Genomic DNA, 15680 nt, shown 5'->3' on the forward strand with positions numbered 1-15680 from the left:
GAAGTTGATTACTTTGTATTTGTAAACTTAAAACTTGTCTTTCGTTCCTTCTCATCCCAAATGAGGTGGGCGTTGAAGATTTTACCGCCTTTTTTAAATCCTTTGATCAAGTCTGTTTCACCGGAAGCCAATAATTTCTTCAGATTCGTTTGTGTAATTGTTTTTCCGAGTATTTTTTTGGAAACCGAAAATTTACAGCTGGCTTTTTTATAATTCGAACAGCCGTAAAAAGTACCGTGGTCGACAATGGATCCATCACAAAGGATGCATTTACCGACAACAGTTTTCACTTTGTTATACTTTTTCGTATATGGATTGTTTTCGGTAATTTTCTCTACATCATTTTGATTGAATGCCCATTCTTTTTCCCGCTCGCCGGCATCAACTATCAACTTATCTGCCAGTTTTTTTACCTGTTCCATAAATACTTGTGGAGATGCGTTCCCTTCACCAATTTCAGAAAGGCGCTGCTCCCATTTAGCTGTCATTGAAGCGGACGTTAAAATGCTTTCACCTAGGGCTTCAATGAGCAGCATTCCTTTCGTCGTTGCAAACACTTGGTTTTTCCTCACTTCGATATAGTTCCGGTCTTTCAGTGTGCCGATAATTCCGGCGCGTGTCGCTTCCGTACCTAATCCTTCTGTTTTCGATAAAACCTTTTCCAGTTCCGCATCTTCCAAATGTTTGCCTGCTGTTTTCATGACAGTAATTAAATTACCTTCAGAATAGCGGTTTGGCGGCTGGGTTTCACCTTTCTTTACATTCGCTTTTACAACTGTCCCTTGCTCATTTTCCTGAAGAAGGGGGAGCAGTTCATCTTTGTCAGCACTATCTTTTGAATGATGAATGACTTTGCGCCAACCTTCCTCCAGCAATACTTTTCCTTTAGAAATAAACTCAGCTCGATTATCGACAAGTGAGTGAATCGTTGTATAGGAGAATACGGCATTATTGTAATGTGCCGCAATGACTTGCCTTGCAACTAAATCATAAATTTTTGCTTCCTCGGCACTGAGCTTTGCCATATTCGGAACTTGTTCAGTAATAATAATGGCATGGTGATCGGTTACCTTTTTTTCATTCACGAACCGTTTATTGTTCATAAGTGAAGTTTTCGGTGGAGGCAACAGATTTTTATATTGATCTAACTTACCTAGCTGATCGAGAATGGCCGGCAATGTTTTTGCTTCCTCATTCGTTAAAAATTGGGAATCTGATCTAGGATAGGAAACGACACCTTTTAAATAAAGCTTCTGTAAAATATCGAGCGTCATTTGTGGTGAAAATTTAAACGCTTTGTTTGCTGTTGCCTGTAGGGCAGACAGATTGAACAAAAGAGGTGGCGCATATTCCTTCGTTTCCTTTTTGATGTTCGTAATTTCTACGTTTTTATTGATGCAAAAATTGGCGGCAGCAATTGCCTGGCGTTCCTCTAGAAGCCTTGTCACGCTATTTTTATGCCATTTCGCTTTTAGTATTTTGCCGTTAAAATTAAATTCCGCTTCCACTTCCCAGAACGGTTCAGGTTTAAAGTTCGCAATTTCATGTTCCCGTTTTACGATGAGCGCTAAAGTCGGTGTTTGTACTCTTCCAATGGAGAAAACATCTTTTACTCCATTACGTTTAAGGAGCACCGTGTACAATCTGGATGTATTAATACCGATTAACCAATCAGCACAGGAGCGGCTTAATGCTTCAAAATAAATGTTTTTAGTTTTTTCTTCCGGCAATAAGTTTGCAAATCCGTTTTTCACCGCATTTTCCGTTAAAGAGGATATCCATAATCGTTTCATCGGTTTATTCACACCGCATACTTTTAAAATCGTACGTATTATAAGCTCGCCTTCGCGCCCCGCATCCCCGCCAATAATAATTTCCCGAATGTCCGGTCTTTTCACGAGTGTTTTTATAATATTGAATTGCTTATATTTTGTTTTAGTAACTTTATATTCGAAACGGTCTGGGATGATCGGCAATGTTTCCAACGTCCATTTCTTCCAGGAAGGGTTATATTCTTCCGGGGCCTTCAATTCACAGAGGTGACCGATCGCCCATGTAATGAGAGCACCTTCTGGAAAGTAAGTGTTTTGCTTAACTTCAAAATAACCAGCCTTTTTAGTGAATGAAAATGGGGCAGCCAATTTTACTGCCTGATCTGGTTTTTCTGCAATTACTATTTTCATATATCCTTCTCCTACTAATAATAATTACAACTTCTATTGTAATAATTATAGATTAATTTACAGTCGAATGGGGGAACAAACATTTATTCATTACTATGGATTGTAGGGAAGGTTGTTTAACTATTTTGTCACTTCATTTGCCTAACAGGATATAATTATTTTTTTATTGTAAAGATGCTCTAAAATTGAACAAATAAATATCATTTTTTATAAAAATCTCATATAATATATTGACAAAATGACGAATTATTCGTATTTTGACTAAATAGATTAATGAATTTACTGAATAGTCTTGACTGAAATAGGATAAATTTGTACACTGTGTAAAGTCAAATGTTTTTTCGGTGAGTACAAATATCAATTTTGAGAGTAAGGATATGATGAGATGATAGTATGTAAATTTGGCGGCACATCTGTCGCGAGTGCAGAACAAATCAAAAAAGTAGCAAGCATTGTGAAGTCTAATCCTGAAAGAAAGATTGTCGCTGTTTCTGCGCCTGGTAAGCGTTCAGGTGATGATATTAAAGTTACGGATTTATTAATAGATTTAGCAAACACCGTGATTAATAAGGGTGATGTTGAATCAAAAATTAAGGCTGTAGTAAATCGTTACCGTAATATCGCTGAAGATCTTGGTTTAGACAATACAATTTCAGATATTATTGAACAGGATATACGCGGGCGTGTGACAGAAAATTGGTCAGACAAAGACTTATTCTTAGATAATATAAAAGCAAGCGGTGAAGATAACAACGCAAAACTGATTGCGTGTTATTTTAATGCAATTGGTATGCCGGCAAAATATGTAAGTCCAAAAGATAAGTTAATTTTAAATGACTTCCCGGAACGTACGTATGCACTTCCAGAAGCATACGAAAACTTAAGTGTATTGAAAAATACAGAGGAGATTATTATTTTCCCTGGATTCTTCGGTTATACAAAAGCAGGCGTATTACGTACATTTGACCGTGGTGGATCGGATATTACAGGTTCAATTTTAGCATCTGCCGTTGGGGCAAAGCTTTATGAAAACTTTACGGATGTAGACTGCGTTTTCGCTGCTAATCCTAAAGTCGTAAATGATCCAGTTGATATTAAGGAAATTACGTATCGCGAAATGCGTGAATTATCGTATGCAGGTTTTTCCGTATTCCATGATGAAGCACTAATGCCGGTCTATAAACAAGGTATTCCGGTCAATATTAAAAACACAAATAACCCATCTGCATCCGGGACGTTAATTTTACCAACTCGTCCGGCAACAAATCGCCCGGTTACAGGGATTTCCGCAGACAGTGGTTTTTCAATTCTATATGTATCGAAATATTTAATGAATCGAGAAGTGGGCTTTGGCCGCAAGCTTCTTCAAATTATTGAAGAAGAAAACATTTCTTATGAGCATACACCATCTGGTTTAGATGATATTTCAGTTATTATGCGTTCAAGCCAGCTGATACCTGAAATTGAAGAGCGTATTGTAAAACGCGTTAAATATGAACTATGTGCAGATGATGTTCAATTCAGCCATAACTTTTCAATGATTGTCATTGTCGGGGAAGGCATGCGCCATAATACAGGCTTGGCAGCACGTGCTGCAACTGCTATTTCTGCAACAGGTGCGAATATTGAAATGATTAATCAAGGTTCTTCGGAAGTTAGTCTTGTGTTTGGCGTTCGTTCGGAATTTGAAGATCAAATTTTAAAGGGACTTTATGAAGAATTTTTTGCAGCAATTACTTCATTTTAGATAATATTTAGTCGAATCCATGTTGGGTTCGGCTTTTTTCTTTGAATTTTTGGGTATTGTATAAAAAAAGCCATAGAATAGAGGAATAAATACATAATTATTAGGGGGAGAGAATATGAAAATAGAAATTTTTTCCGATTTTGCTTGTCCGTTTTGTTATATCGCAAAAACGAAATTATTCCAAGCAATTAAGCAGTTAAATTTAGGTGAGGAAACGGAAGTCGTTTACAGGGCGTTCGAACTAAATCCTACTGCTTCAAAGACGGAAACAATACCTTATGTCGACACAATCTTTAAAAAGAAAAACAATGATCTCCGTAAAACGGAAGAATTTATGGAAGCGTTGGAGATGCATGCACAGGATGCAGGAGTCTTATTCAACTTTGATAAGGTAGTGCTGGCCAATACAAAAAATGCCCATCGTTTATCTAAGCTCGCAAAACTTTATGAAAAAGAACTGGAATTTGTAGATATTGTGATGGAACATTTATTTTCGGAAGGTCTTAATTTAAATGACAGCGCGGCACTGTTGGCCATTTGCGAACAGATTGGCATCGACCGAAACATGGCACAAAAAATAATAAGGGAAGGACAATTCACCCAAGAGCTAATGCTGGATCGATATGAGGCACAGCAGCTGCAAATATCAAGTGTCCCTTTTTTCGTCTTTGAAGACCATTACGGAATCAGAGGGGTGGAGCCAATAGAAGTATTTACAAATACATTGCTTCAAACGAAGGAATATATAAAGAAAAACCAAAAATAGAGATAGAATTTAATAGTCGGAGGAAGTCTTGTGGACAGAATTAAACGAGTTATTAAACTAATTTTCAGAAATCTATATTATTATCGAGTCGATTATATACGGACGTTTGCGATATTACGGATTGTGCAGGCATTTATTCTACTGCCGCTCATCTGGCTGATAACAGCGATTGTCATGGATATCACAGGGGTGCAGGTAATTACGCAAGACAGTATCCTTTATTTACTGACACATCCGTTTGCGTTATTTGGAATAGGGATCATTTTTTTTATCGGGATTCTATTCATCTATTATGAATTAGGATTTTTAATTCTACTGGCATACTATCAGCAGCGTGCGATTCCATACACATGGAAAGAGCTCTTAAAACGATTAAATCAGAAGGTTGTCTATTTTATCAGTTTGCAGACCTTACTGATTGTTGTATACCTACTATTATTAATCCCGCTTATTTCATCATTATTACCAGTTTCATTGATTCAAAATATAAATATACCAAGCTTTATTATAGATGAACTTTTGAACTCTCGTAATGGCACGATTTTATATGTTGTGCTAATAATTATATTGAGTTTTATAAGCTTACGCTTTATTTTTACATGGCCATTTTTTACGGTTTACCAAGAGGTTACAATATTTAAAGCATTAAAAATGAGCTGGCAGTTTTCGAAAAGAAAATTATTTGAGACAGTCGGTATGATCGGGCTTATTGTTATCGTCAATTTAACGCTTTTATTGTTCGCGTTATTCATAATATTGACACCGCTATTTATCATTGAAAGTTTTAAACCGAGCTGGGGACTTGTTACCGCAAGCTTTACATTAACACTCGCACAGGGGATCATCATCCTGTTTTTTACAATATTGCAAGTTTTCTTTACTCAGTTAATCGTTATGGTAGCATTTCAGTTAACACGCCATAAACCGTTAATTGTTCAGGAAGAACCATTTAGACAAACGATTCGTCAATGGACCTTTATAATTGTTGTATTCGCGTTTTTCCTTGTGAGCGGTTTTAATTTGATCAATTTGGAAAAAACGATTTACGAACCTGATACAAATATCGTTGCCCATCGAGGTTTTATGGATGGTGGTGTGGAAAACACATTGAATGCGATTGAGGCGGCAAAAGAAGCAGAAGCGGATTTAGTGGAAATCGATATTCAGCAAACGAAGGATGGGGAGTTCGTTGTTTATCATGATAAATCTTTAACACGTTTGACAGGTGAAGATGATATTGTCTATGATTTAACGCTGAATGAATTAGTCACAACAACTGTTTTGGCGGATGGGTTTAGCGACACGATTGCTTCATTTGAGGAAGTGCTTGAAATGAGTCGTGATTTAAATATAAAATTGCTTATTGAGCTGAAAACACATGGTTTTGAAACAGAAGACTTTCTGCAGCGCTTTGTTGATCAGCTTGATGAATATGATGCCTTGGATTATCATTATGTTCAATCACCGGATTTACCGACAATGGAACTGCTGGAAGAACTGGAACCCCGGATTCATACCGGTCATATATACTCTATCGCATACGGTAAGTTACCGGAATCAAATGCCGACTTTATTTCGGTAGAACAGTCCTTTGCAACGAAAAATATTCAAAAGCAGGTTGAAGAGCGCGGTATGGAGTTGTTTGTATGGACGATTAATGATGAGTCGGATATGCAGAAATTTTATGAGAAAAATGTAAATGGCGTCATTACCGACCATCCGGATGAGGCACTAGCTAAACGTGAAAAATTTGATGAAAAGCAAAATTTTTTACAACGGATACTCAATAAAATTAAGATTATTTATTAAGGGGAAATCAATGCAGACTTATACGTACGAAGTATTAGGGGATATTAAATCTACGGAACAGCAGCCTGTTTATAATGAAGCGGGGGAGCAAGTCCTGAAAGTTCAGCGTATTTATGATAACGGTTTGAAAAAACTGCTGGACGGCTATTTCGATCATCGCTATTTTTTGAAATACGCGGTGCTTCGTAATGATGGACAATCATTGTTCGAGGTGAAGAAGATTTTCAGACGCGGGAAAGTGTGGTTTGAAGGGAAAGATTTTGTTCTAAACGAAAAATATATCATTAATTATGAAAACTGGCGTATTGGCGTTCCCGAACTTTTTATTTCAAGCGATAAATTTAAAATGAAAATTGATAAAGAAATGGAAGACTGGTCCAACTTTATTATAAATGACGAGGTTATCGCAAGGTGGCTTGCTGTTTATAATGAACAATCGGATATGTTTTCAGTTAAGCTGGTTGTTTGGGATGAAGCACCGGTACAGGACCCGGCGTTTTACATTGCCATTGCGCAGGCGACACTATTTATAGGGGTATAGGAGAGTAAAAAGATGAATGTTGTATTTGTATTAACAGAAACGGCTGAAGAAGTATTGCAAATGGTCAGTAATGATGTTGCGGGACTGCTCGCTGCTGTAAAAGGCGAAAGTGTTTCGTTCCCATTTGGCGGTTATCAGTATGACAGCCACACATTAGATCATTATTTACTGGAAAATGGTACATACCAGCAAGAACTTGTCATTTATTTAAAGCCAGAGCAGAAAAATAATGAAACGATTTTGCCATCACCAAAAATGCAGGATTAATGTAGCTGATTTGCATCAATTTTATATACGTTTCGCCTAAATAAAGGAAATTAAATTCACTTGTCGAATGTAATTGTTGAATACATGTTGGCAGGTGAATTTTTTTGCGGCAGCTAAATTTATTTGATCTGGAGTTAGAACAGCATCAGCCGAAGTTTCAATTGATGGATACTGTGAAGGTAATCTTAATCGATGAACAACTGGATAGTGAAACTTATCATTATCGCAAATTTTATGAAGCCCATATTATCAATAAAGTAGGGGAAATTACTAATATTCATATAAGTACAGCTGGAATCATTACCTATGAAGTGGAAATATACGGATCAAAATATTATTTGCTTGAAGAGGAACTTATTTAAATAATGAATATGCAAATGGAAAAATCCCGAGTACTTAAAGTGGTACTCGGGATTTCCTATTTATTTTTCCGTTCAAGTTTCATACCGATAATACGGATGACGATACCAATTAGAATGAACACCCATCCGATGCCGATAAATACATAATTCAATGTTTGGTTAGTGTTAGGTAGGATGCCAAACAAACCTAAACAAACGACTATAATGCCGGAAAATGATACAAGCATTCCTGCTGTTACAATATTCACGAACTTCACCTCTGAAAGATTCTATCATGACTCACTTTTGAACACAATCTCTCCATCGATTCTTGGGTAAAAAGGAATAATTTTATTAAATAAACAATATATTGAAACTATTGCCAATAATTAGGCGTATAATAAAGAGAACATAAAAGGAGGAATTTATTATGAAAAAATGGACAACCGCTTTAGGCATGTCGATTGTTTCACTAGGATTGCTTGCCAGTCCTGCTCTTGCAGAGGCATCTGTGAACCCTAAAGAAGAAAGGGTACCCATCTATGTAGCGATGACAGATGAGAGTGTAACAAAAGAACAACTGATCCAAGTTTTAAAAACGAAATTACCAGATATGTTTGCTGGATACTCCAACAGTGATTTCCAAATGACATCAATGAGTTATCATTATGCCGATGATTTGACGACGCGCTACGAGTTAACATTCCAGAAAAAAGTTAATAAACAAATGGAAAGCGGCAGTGTTTCATTCAGATCGGACAATCTTGAAATAGAGTATTTATATTTCAGTCCTGCAAGTGTGAAGGATGCTTTATTCCCAGGTAAAATAACAGAAGAACAAGGACGTAAAATTGCGGAAGATTTCGTTAAAAAGGTGGCCTCGTCATCCAATTACGTGATATCAACTGAAACACCTAGTTATTTCAGCCGCTTAATTACGGAGCCAATCACGTATAACTACAGCTTCACTTCAACTGAAAAAAATATTCCTATCCAGGATCAATCAATTGTAGTGAGTGTACTTGGCGACGGCAAAATCCAGTATTTCACACAAATGAGCCCGGATCAAAAACGCATGTCGTTTGAAGAGGCGACAAATGTTGTGACAAAAGAAAATGCGCTTGAAAAAATGAAAGATCAGTTAAATCTGACATTGCAGTACTCGCTTGATTATTCTCTAACATCTTCAAAACCTTCTGTAAAACTTGTTTACTTGCCAGCGCCAAATGTAATTGGATTGCATGCAACATCGAATAAATGGGCAACAGCTACGGGCAAGGTGGACTCTTTAAATGGCAAGGTTGCATTACAACCGCTTGCTCCTAAACAATTAAAAGCACCATCGCCAATTACAATTGACGACGCTAAGGGAATTGCAAAACAGTTAGTAGAAAGCCAGGGGAACACAACTAAATTCACAATCGACCATGCTTATGAACATGAAATGAATGACCAGGCCGTAATCAGTGTTTCTTATTCATACCGTTACCGAAACGGTTCATTCGGTTCATCGATTGAATTCAATAAAAATACAGGGGAACTCATTTCATACTCTGACTTCTATAGCCCAATGCCGTTTGAAGATGATGAAACGGAAAACACAGTACCAAGGCTGGATAAAGATAAGGTCCTAGCAGCAGCGGAAAAATATGTGAAGGAGCTTGCTCCTACATCCGTACATGAATATGCAAAGGCAAATACAGATCCGGTTTATGATAAAGAATCGAAAGTGCACTATGTGAATTTCCCTCGAATTAAAAATGGACTGATTGTAAATGGGGACAGTCTATCGGTAACAATTGATGATGAAGGGAAATTAAAATCATTCTACCGCTATCCATTAGATATTGAGGAATGGCCAGATGCTGCTGCATCAGTTTCAAGCGAAGAAGCGAAGAAACTGTTTGCTGATGCATTGGATGTAAAGCTTGTTTACCACAGACTGCAAAATGAAGATGGGAAATACGAGCTTGTTTATGTGCCGACGGTTAATGGACAAGAGTACTACCAGATTGATGCCAACAGTGGCGAGATTATCAGCCCATATGCACAAACTGAAAAAGCGAAAGTTACTCATCCGACTGCCGAAAAGGAACTGAACTATTTAATCCAGGCAGGTGCAATTGAAGTGAAGGATCCGAAAACTTTCAATGCGGATACGGCCATTTCACAAGGGCAGGCGCTTCAAACAATTATAAAATCCATCACTTATTTCTATGAGGATTATTATGCATATCGCCAGGAGCAGCCACCAGTGTCGTTCGATGATATCAATCCGGATCACCCATACTATAATGTAGTGGAAACAGCAACACGTTTAGGCATTTTAAATCCGCTGGAAGACGAATTGAACATCGACCAAAAAGTAACAAATGAGCAATTAGCCGTCTGGTACATCCGTGCACTTGGACTTGAACAAGCAGCAAAGCATCGGGATATTTATCAGTTAACGATTAAAGATGCGGCTGATGTCGATCCGAAAAAAATCGGATATGTGGCGATTTCCCATGTGTTAGGACTTCAAGGTGCGGAACAATCGATGTTCCAGCCGAAAAAGGAAGTAACATATGCACAGCTGGCTAAATCTGTTATTGAGCTTGCTTACGTAATTGCAGAAAAGCGAAATAGTGGTTCGTATTACTACTAGGCTCTATTATATTTTTAAACTCGTGAAGTTTTAAAGACTTCACGGGTTTTTTTATATTTTTTTCGTAAAACAAGGAATATATGTTCTCTTTTGTGCAATAGTTAGTGGTTTAACTGTACCGACTTGTGATAAAATAATTTAAAGTGCTAAACTGAAAAAAATCGCGATAATTTTTTTAAAACGTTGTAAGATAGTACAAGTAACGAATCAATAATGGAAGTTGGGAAAAGAATGCAAAAAAATAAATACCGAATTCATAGTAATGTTCTATTTGAAATTGCGCAAAGCCGTTCATTCACAGAAAAGGATAATATCGATGAACGCTTTGATGAAGAGGGCAAAATTAAATTATTAAGTGACCGTGCTGGAGCGGACTTATCACTATCTATTGTAAAAACTGAAGATGGAATCGCTTATTCGGTGAAATGGGACGACTCTGAAGAAGTTTTCAAAGGTTGGAACATGGCATGGGAAGAATTTATTTGGTGCTTAGGTGTTGTCAACAAACCACTTGAAGAAGCGGCAAAAAAAGCAGCTGAAGAAGCAAAACGTCGTGCAGCTGAAGAAGCATTGCTTGCAGAAGAAAATGCAGAGCTTGATGAAGCTGTAGCAGAAGAAGCTTCAACTGAAGAGGCTGCTTCAACTGAAGAATCATCTAAATAATAATGGAAAACGCCTTCGCAAAAATTGCGGAAGGCGTTTTTTCGATTCTGCCGTGCAAGTGTAAGTGCTAATGGTTTCCTACAGCAAAAAAACATCCAGATCCTCATTAGGAAATGGATGTTTTTTTCATGCTATTTATCTGAACCAACAATCGCATAGCGTTCCCATTTTCGACTGCGCCAGCGGAAAATAACGAGCACTGCACGAATCCATTCATCACATGCAATAGCTAGCCACACACCGACAAGACCTAAATCAAGAACGAAGACGAATAAATAACCTAGAGATAAACCGATGACAATCATGGAAACGAATCCAATACGGACAGGATAAGCGGCATCCCCTGAAGCACGCAATGAGTTAATGATTGTAATGTTAATCGTACGTCCTGTCTCCAGGAATATACTTAATAACAGTACACTCGCCCCGATTTTAATAATTTCTTCATTATCAGTAAAGAGGCCCATGAATGGTTCTCTGAAGAGGATGATGATTACGACCATTGACAATGTAAAAATTAACGCCGATTTTACACCAAACCATACTTTATTATAGGCAAGTTCTTTCTCGCCTGCTCCGACATACCGGCCGACCAAAATAGCTGTTGCCATCCCGATAGCCATTGCGAAAAGATAAGTAAACATCGAGATATTCACGGCATACTGACGCGCTGACAATGCCTCAGCTCCTATAAATGTTACATAATAGAGAAGGACGATTTGATTTGTCTGGTAGAGCACCTGCTCAAGCGCAGATGGAACCCCGATTTTTAGGATTTTAGAAATATAGTTTTTAGACAATCTATAATAATCTGCCCATTCGATACGGACTTCTAATGCCTGGTATAAAAGCCAGAAAAATACAGCCGCGGCGAGCACACGACTAATAACAGAAGATATCGCTGCACCTTCCACACCAAGTTCCGGCATTCCGAATTTACCAAAAATTAAAATATAGTTTAAAACAACGTGCACAATATTCATCGCAAGCGACACATACATCGTTTGTTTCGTCCAGCCTTGTACACGAATAATTGAAGACATGGAAGTAATTAAAGCCTGAACGAATATAAATCCTCCGACTATGACTAAGTAGCTTTGGGCTGCTTCCAATACAGCACCCTGCAGATTCATCATCTTCATTAAAAAATCGGAAAACAAAATAAATAACCCGCTAATGACTAAACCGACGAGTAGGTTGAGTGTTACCGATAATGCTGCGATTTGTGATGCTTCTGCAATTAGGCGAGATCCTAAATATTGCGAAACAACAATGGATGCACCTGTACCGATTACCCCCAATATTAAAATTGCTATTTGTATATATTGATTGGCTGTTCCTACGCCTGCTACTGCATCATCCGACACAGCACTTAACATAAATGTATCTGCTAACCCCATCAGCATAAATAGGAACAACTCTAAAAATAATGGCCAAGTTAACTTAAATAAACTTAATTCCTTCGTGCTTTTTTCCAATCAGTTCACTCTTTCTATTGTTTAAATCAAAACAAAAAATATATTAGCATAAATTGTTACTGTAGGATAGTTTTTTACTCTTAGGTTTAAAAAGGGTAAAAAGTCATGAGAAAATTGTAAAAAAATAGGGCTAATTAAGTTGGACTATTAAGTTAATTCAGATATTTGTAATATATTATCGACATAATTCGACTTTTTGTTATCGAATTGTAATATAGGCGGTATGAAGTTGTCATGTTACTGAAATATTGAAAGGTTATGCTAGTTCATGTTGAATCAAAAAGATTTTTCACGACACTTTTTCTGGAGGGAAATATTCAAGTATGATCAAGAAATTAGTAGCATTTATTGCAGTTATGATCGCAAGCACATTTATTTTTGTAGGAACGTCAGAGGCAGCTTCACATACAATTAAAAAAGGCGAGAATTTAACAATGCTTGCAAAGAAATATGATACATCAGTAAAAGAACTCATGGCATTGAATGATTTAAAGACAACAAAAGTACAAGTTAAACAAGTCCTTAAATTACCAAGCCATATTAAAAATAAACCCGCTGTAAAGAAATCAGCAACGACAACAAAAAAATCTGCTACACATCCATCTAATGTAAAAAAGACGATTAAAATGTCAGCAACAGCCTACACTGCTAATTGCAAAGGCTGTTCAGGAATCACGAAAACAGGTTTAAACCTACGTAAAAACCCTAGTTTGAAGGTTATTGCAGTTGATCCGAAAATCATTCCACTTGGCTCTAAAGTTTGGGTGGAAGGCTATGGAATTGCAGTTGCAGGTGATATTGGCAGTGCCATTAAAGGAAAGAAAATCGACCTCTTCATGAGTAAAAAATCGACAGCTAAAAATTGGGGACGAAAAACAGTTACGGTTAAATTATTAAAATCATAAAACAAAGCCTATTGCGAAGAAACTTTTACTTCCCGCAATAGGTTTTTTTCATTTTAAGTTATAATAAAAAAAGATTTTGCGGAAGGAATGAATCAGAAATGTTTTTTTATGAGACAACTTGCCGATATTGCCGGAAGCCATTCAAATTAATGGAAGGCACTAAAAAATATCAGCAATTTAAGATAAATCGACAAGTGAGCATAAATTGTGATGATTGTGAACGACGGATTGAAGCAGATTCAAGAAAGTATTTGTTTAATCGGGATTAGGGTGTACCCATCATTTTCCTTATTTGCCGAAGTTCCCGAATTAATTTATCGATTTCATCTGCATTTGCTTAAAATCAGATTCACTGCCATAGGAAGCCGAAGCCTGCTGTCCGTTTTGCTCCTCAAGCAGCTTTAATGAAATTCCTGTAGAAATCATAGACAATACATCGCCAATCGTTGTAACAGCAGCACCTGCATAGGCAAGCCTGGCTGCGATTATTTCTAAAGAGGGTGTAGAATCGGAACCATTTTTCAATTATATTCCTCCTATTCATAGGCAGATGCCTTTACCATATGTATATACGCCTGAAAAATTTTCATTACAGGTATCATTGCGTTAAGAACGAAATAAAAGGAGTTGGTAATCATGGATGGCAAAAAGGTAGAAATTGAATGTAGAAATTGTCAAGAACGAATGATAATAGACTTTTCTAAGGATCGTTTTTCGTCGCAAATACAAATATTTAACGGGAGAAAACAACAGAAAAGAACATATATTAAAGAGTGTCCGAATTGCCGTACAGTCAACTCTGTCACGAGCGATAAAAAAGAAGAGTGGGGCAATCGGAAAGGACCGAATATTAAACTGTTTATGTTTTCCGGATTATTTGGCTGCCTAGGATTTATTGTTGTTGGTCTTCTTTTACTTTATTTTGCGTTTAAAGGATTCGGTTTTGTGGTAGATTGGTTATTTAATTAAGGAAATAATAAACTTTCGTGCTATAATAAATAGCTTGTGGAGGTGTAGTTAATGTCAAAAAAATGGACAATCCATTCTATTCGCGAATATGTAGAAAAGAATACAGATACAAAATTATTATCAACAGAATTTAAAGGTTTTTCACAAAAATTAGATTTCCAATGTGCCTGTGGGAACACATTCCAAAAACCTTGGAAAAAGTTCAAAGAAAACAAGCAGCAAAAATGTGAAGTGTGCCAGCCACCGAAAGAATCACGATAATCGAATAATCGATTTGTATGTAACGCCAAAACGCTGTCTAGTTTATTGCTAGACAGCTTTTTAATTGAAGCGGCTTTATTTATGACCGACGATTAATAGATTCAGTTCACTATATAATTCGTAAAAACTTCTTTGTTCGGTAATTTCTGCAGAACCGATATAAATTACACTATTTTTAAAGTGCCTATTATCCATCAGTACATTTTTATATTTTTCTGTTGTGATCAGTAAAAACTTCTGTTCACTGTAAGGGTAGATAATGAGCTGATTGTTGGCAGATTCACTGTCAATCAACTTAAATAATTTCCTGAAATTCATTTGACCTTTAAGCTCTAATTTATACATTGAAATAAGGTTATTTTCTTTAATATGCTCTGTAAAAAAAATGCTGGCAAGTTGATAAAAATGCCTTGAGTTATAAATCAAAACACTTTGAGTCATTTTCAGTTCAGCAGGAATATATGACTTATGACGTTCAATTATTTGTTCGCAAAATGTCAATAGATCGCTATATAGCAAGTTCGCCTCAGGATGTGTCTTGATAATCCGATAAAAATGCCGTGCTAAAAAGGACGTATACATAATTTCGTTTGATTCGTTAAATCTCTTTAACAACGAAGACATTGCAAAAACGGCCATTTCGTAATTTTGCTTTAAGAAGTTAGTACTTGCCTGAATAGAATGGACAAAAACAACTTCCGTATCGTTTTTACAATGCTCAATATACCAGTTGAAATGGTCGATATATTTTTTAGCTTCTTCAAAACTCCCGCTTTCCAATAGAGCGGTCACGAGCTGTAACTGGGCATTACATTCATAAAATAATCGGTCCTTTTTCATTTCCAAAGCATAAAAGTATGCACTTTTAGCATATTGAACCGCTTCCTGATTGTTATTGTTTTCAAGTGCATGGATGCTTAATAAATAGTGGCACATAGACAAATTTTGAGGGAAAGAATCTGTATCAATAGTGTGAATGATTGAGTTGATCAGCATATCGCTTTGTGGAATGGAAGAGACGATGGAAGCAAAATTAACACAGCAAACTAGCGCTTCTGTCACATGTTCCGGGGTGTTGGATCTTTCTATGACTGCCAAAATAA

At 36.8% G+C, this 15680-nt stretch carries 16 protein-coding genes; 11 read left to right on the forward strand and 5 right to left on the reverse strand.

The window, feature by feature from the left end:
- Positions 1–8 precede the first annotated feature (8 nt).
- Positions 9–2183, reverse strand: coding sequence for a DNA topoisomerase III (locus AC6CH1_RS04990; RefSeq protein WP_498316470.1), 2175 nt, complete (start codon positions 2181–2183; stop codon positions 9–11).
- Between the two features lie 385 nt (positions 2184–2568).
- Here AC6CH1_RS04990 and AC6CH1_RS04995 point away from each other — a divergent pair, with 385 nt between their 5' ends.
- From AC6CH1_RS04995 to AC6CH1_RS05020, 6 genes are all read left to right on the forward strand, one after another.
- Positions 2569–3930 carry an aspartate kinase gene (locus AC6CH1_RS04995; RefSeq protein ID WP_498316471.1) on the forward strand — a complete coding sequence of 454 codons (1362 nt, stop codon included), beginning with the start codon at positions 2569–2571 and terminating at the stop codon, positions 3928–3930.
- 115 nt (positions 3931–4045) lie between these two features.
- Positions 4046–4696: a DsbA family oxidoreductase gene (locus AC6CH1_RS05000; RefSeq protein ID WP_251688652.1), complete on the forward strand. Its 651-nt coding sequence runs from the start codon at positions 4046–4048 to the stop codon at positions 4694–4696.
- A gap of 30 nt (positions 4697–4726) precedes the next feature.
- Positions 4727–6505, forward strand: coding sequence for a glycerophosphoryl diester phosphodiesterase membrane domain-containing protein (locus tag AC6CH1_RS05005; RefSeq protein WP_498316472.1), 1779 nt, complete (start codon positions 4727–4729; stop codon positions 6503–6505).
- Between the two features lie 10 nt (positions 6506–6515).
- Positions 6516–7046 (forward strand): tubby C-terminal domain-like protein, encoded by a 531-nt coding sequence (locus tag AC6CH1_RS05010; RefSeq protein WP_498316473.1) that lies wholly within the window; start codon positions 6516–6518, stop codon positions 7044–7046.
- A 12-nt stretch (positions 7047–7058) separates the two neighbouring features.
- Positions 7059–7313, forward strand: a complete 255-nt coding sequence (locus AC6CH1_RS05015; RefSeq protein WP_498316474.1) for a thymidylate synthase — start codon at positions 7059–7061, stop codon at positions 7311–7313.
- Positions 7314–7417: 104 nt separating this feature from the next.
- On the forward strand, positions 7418–7675 hold the full coding sequence (locus AC6CH1_RS05020; RefSeq protein ID WP_498316475.1) for a hypothetical protein: 258 nt from the start codon (positions 7418–7420) through the stop codon (positions 7673–7675).
- Positions 7676–7731: 56 nt separating this feature from the next.
- Here AC6CH1_RS05020 and AC6CH1_RS05025 read toward each other — a convergent pair whose 3' ends face one another.
- A complete protein-coding gene (locus AC6CH1_RS05025; protein WP_008408460.1) occupies positions 7732–7923 on the reverse strand; it encodes a hypothetical protein in 192 nt (63 codons plus the stop codon).
- A gap of 161 nt (positions 7924–8084) precedes the next feature.
- On the opposite strand from AC6CH1_RS05025, the gene AC6CH1_RS05030 reads away from it, so the two are divergent.
- Together AC6CH1_RS05030 and AC6CH1_RS05035 are read left to right on the forward strand one after the other, a co-directional pair.
- Positions 8085–10301 (forward strand): S-layer homology domain-containing protein, encoded by a 2217-nt coding sequence (locus tag AC6CH1_RS05030; RefSeq protein WP_251688641.1) that lies wholly within the window; start codon positions 8085–8087, stop codon positions 10299–10301.
- Between the two features lie 231 nt (positions 10302–10532).
- Entirely contained in the window at positions 10533–10964 is a 432-nt protein-coding gene (locus tag AC6CH1_RS05035; RefSeq protein WP_251688640.1) for a homoserine dehydrogenase, read from the forward strand.
- 131 nt (positions 10965–11095) lie between these two features.
- Here the strand turns inward: AC6CH1_RS05035 and AC6CH1_RS05040 are convergent, their stop codons facing one another.
- Positions 11096–12442 (reverse strand): MATE family efflux transporter, encoded by a 1347-nt coding sequence (locus AC6CH1_RS05040; RefSeq protein ID WP_427710471.1) that lies wholly within the window; start codon positions 12440–12442, stop codon positions 11096–11098.
- Between the two features lie 323 nt (positions 12443–12765).
- Between AC6CH1_RS05040 and AC6CH1_RS05045 the strand changes: the two genes are divergently transcribed.
- Positions 12766–13347: a 3D domain-containing protein gene (locus AC6CH1_RS05045; protein WP_427710469.1), complete on the forward strand. Its 582-nt coding sequence runs from the start codon at positions 12766–12768 to the stop codon at positions 13345–13347.
- Positions 13348–13656: 309 nt separating this feature from the next.
- Here the strand turns inward: AC6CH1_RS05045 and AC6CH1_RS05050 are convergent, their stop codons facing one another.
- Positions 13657–13872, reverse strand: coding sequence for a hypothetical protein (locus AC6CH1_RS05050; RefSeq protein ID WP_498316476.1), 216 nt, complete (start codon positions 13870–13872; stop codon positions 13657–13659).
- 111 nt (positions 13873–13983) lie between these two features.
- On the opposite strand from AC6CH1_RS05050, the gene AC6CH1_RS05055 reads away from it, so the two are divergent.
- Together AC6CH1_RS05055 and AC6CH1_RS05060 are read left to right on the forward strand one after the other, a co-directional pair.
- Complete coding sequence (locus AC6CH1_RS05055; protein ID WP_251688632.1) at positions 13984–14316, forward strand: redox protein; 333 nt, start codon at positions 13984–13986, stop codon at positions 14314–14316.
- A 51-nt stretch (positions 14317–14367) separates the two neighbouring features.
- Complete coding sequence (locus tag AC6CH1_RS05060; protein ID WP_241368462.1) at positions 14368–14577, forward strand: hypothetical protein; 210 nt, start codon at positions 14368–14370, stop codon at positions 14575–14577.
- A gap of 75 nt (positions 14578–14652) precedes the next feature.
- Here the strand turns inward: AC6CH1_RS05060 and AC6CH1_RS05065 are convergent, their stop codons facing one another.
- A complete protein-coding gene (locus AC6CH1_RS05065; RefSeq protein WP_498316477.1) occupies positions 14653–15675 on the reverse strand; it encodes a hypothetical protein in 1023 nt (340 codons plus the stop codon).
- Positions 15676–15680: the final 5 nt, after the last annotated feature.

It is taken from the genome of Solibacillus sp. GQ1, from assembly GCF_059758555.1.

What these genes read in the sequence shown, in the direction of transcription:
- AC6CH1_RS04990 (WP_498316470.1), bottom strand. Translation starts at nt 2,183, where the DNA reads ATGAAAATAGTAATTGCAGAAAAACCAGATCAGGCAGTAAAATTGGCT.
- AC6CH1_RS04995 (WP_498316471.1), top strand. Translation starts at nt 2,569, where the DNA reads ATGATAGTATGTAAATTTGGCGGCACATCTGTCGCGAGTGCAGAACAA.
- AC6CH1_RS05000 (WP_251688652.1), top strand. Translation starts at nt 4,046, where the DNA reads ATGAAAATAGAAATTTTTTCCGATTTTGCTTGTCCGTTTTGTTATATC.
- AC6CH1_RS05010 (WP_498316473.1), top strand. Translation starts at nt 6,516, where the DNA reads ATGCAGACTTATACGTACGAAGTATTAGGGGATATTAAATCTACGGAA.
- AC6CH1_RS05015 (WP_498316474.1), top strand. Translation starts at nt 7,059, where the DNA reads ATGAATGTTGTATTTGTATTAACAGAAACGGCTGAAGAAGTATTGCAA.
- AC6CH1_RS05030 (WP_251688641.1), top strand. Translation starts at nt 8,085, where the DNA reads ATGAAAAAATGGACAACCGCTTTAGGCATGTCGATTGTTTCACTAGGA.
- AC6CH1_RS05035 (WP_251688640.1), top strand. Translation starts at nt 10,533, where the DNA reads ATGCAAAAAAATAAATACCGAATTCATAGTAATGTTCTATTTGAAATT.
- AC6CH1_RS05045 (WP_427710469.1), top strand. Translation starts at nt 12,766, where the DNA reads ATGATCAAGAAATTAGTAGCATTTATTGCAGTTATGATCGCAAGCACA.
- AC6CH1_RS05055 (WP_251688632.1), top strand. Translation starts at nt 13,984, where the DNA reads ATGGATGGCAAAAAGGTAGAAATTGAATGTAGAAATTGTCAAGAACGA.
- AC6CH1_RS05060 (WP_241368462.1), top strand. Translation starts at nt 14,368, where the DNA reads ATGTCAAAAAAATGGACAATCCATTCTATTCGCGAATATGTAGAAAAG.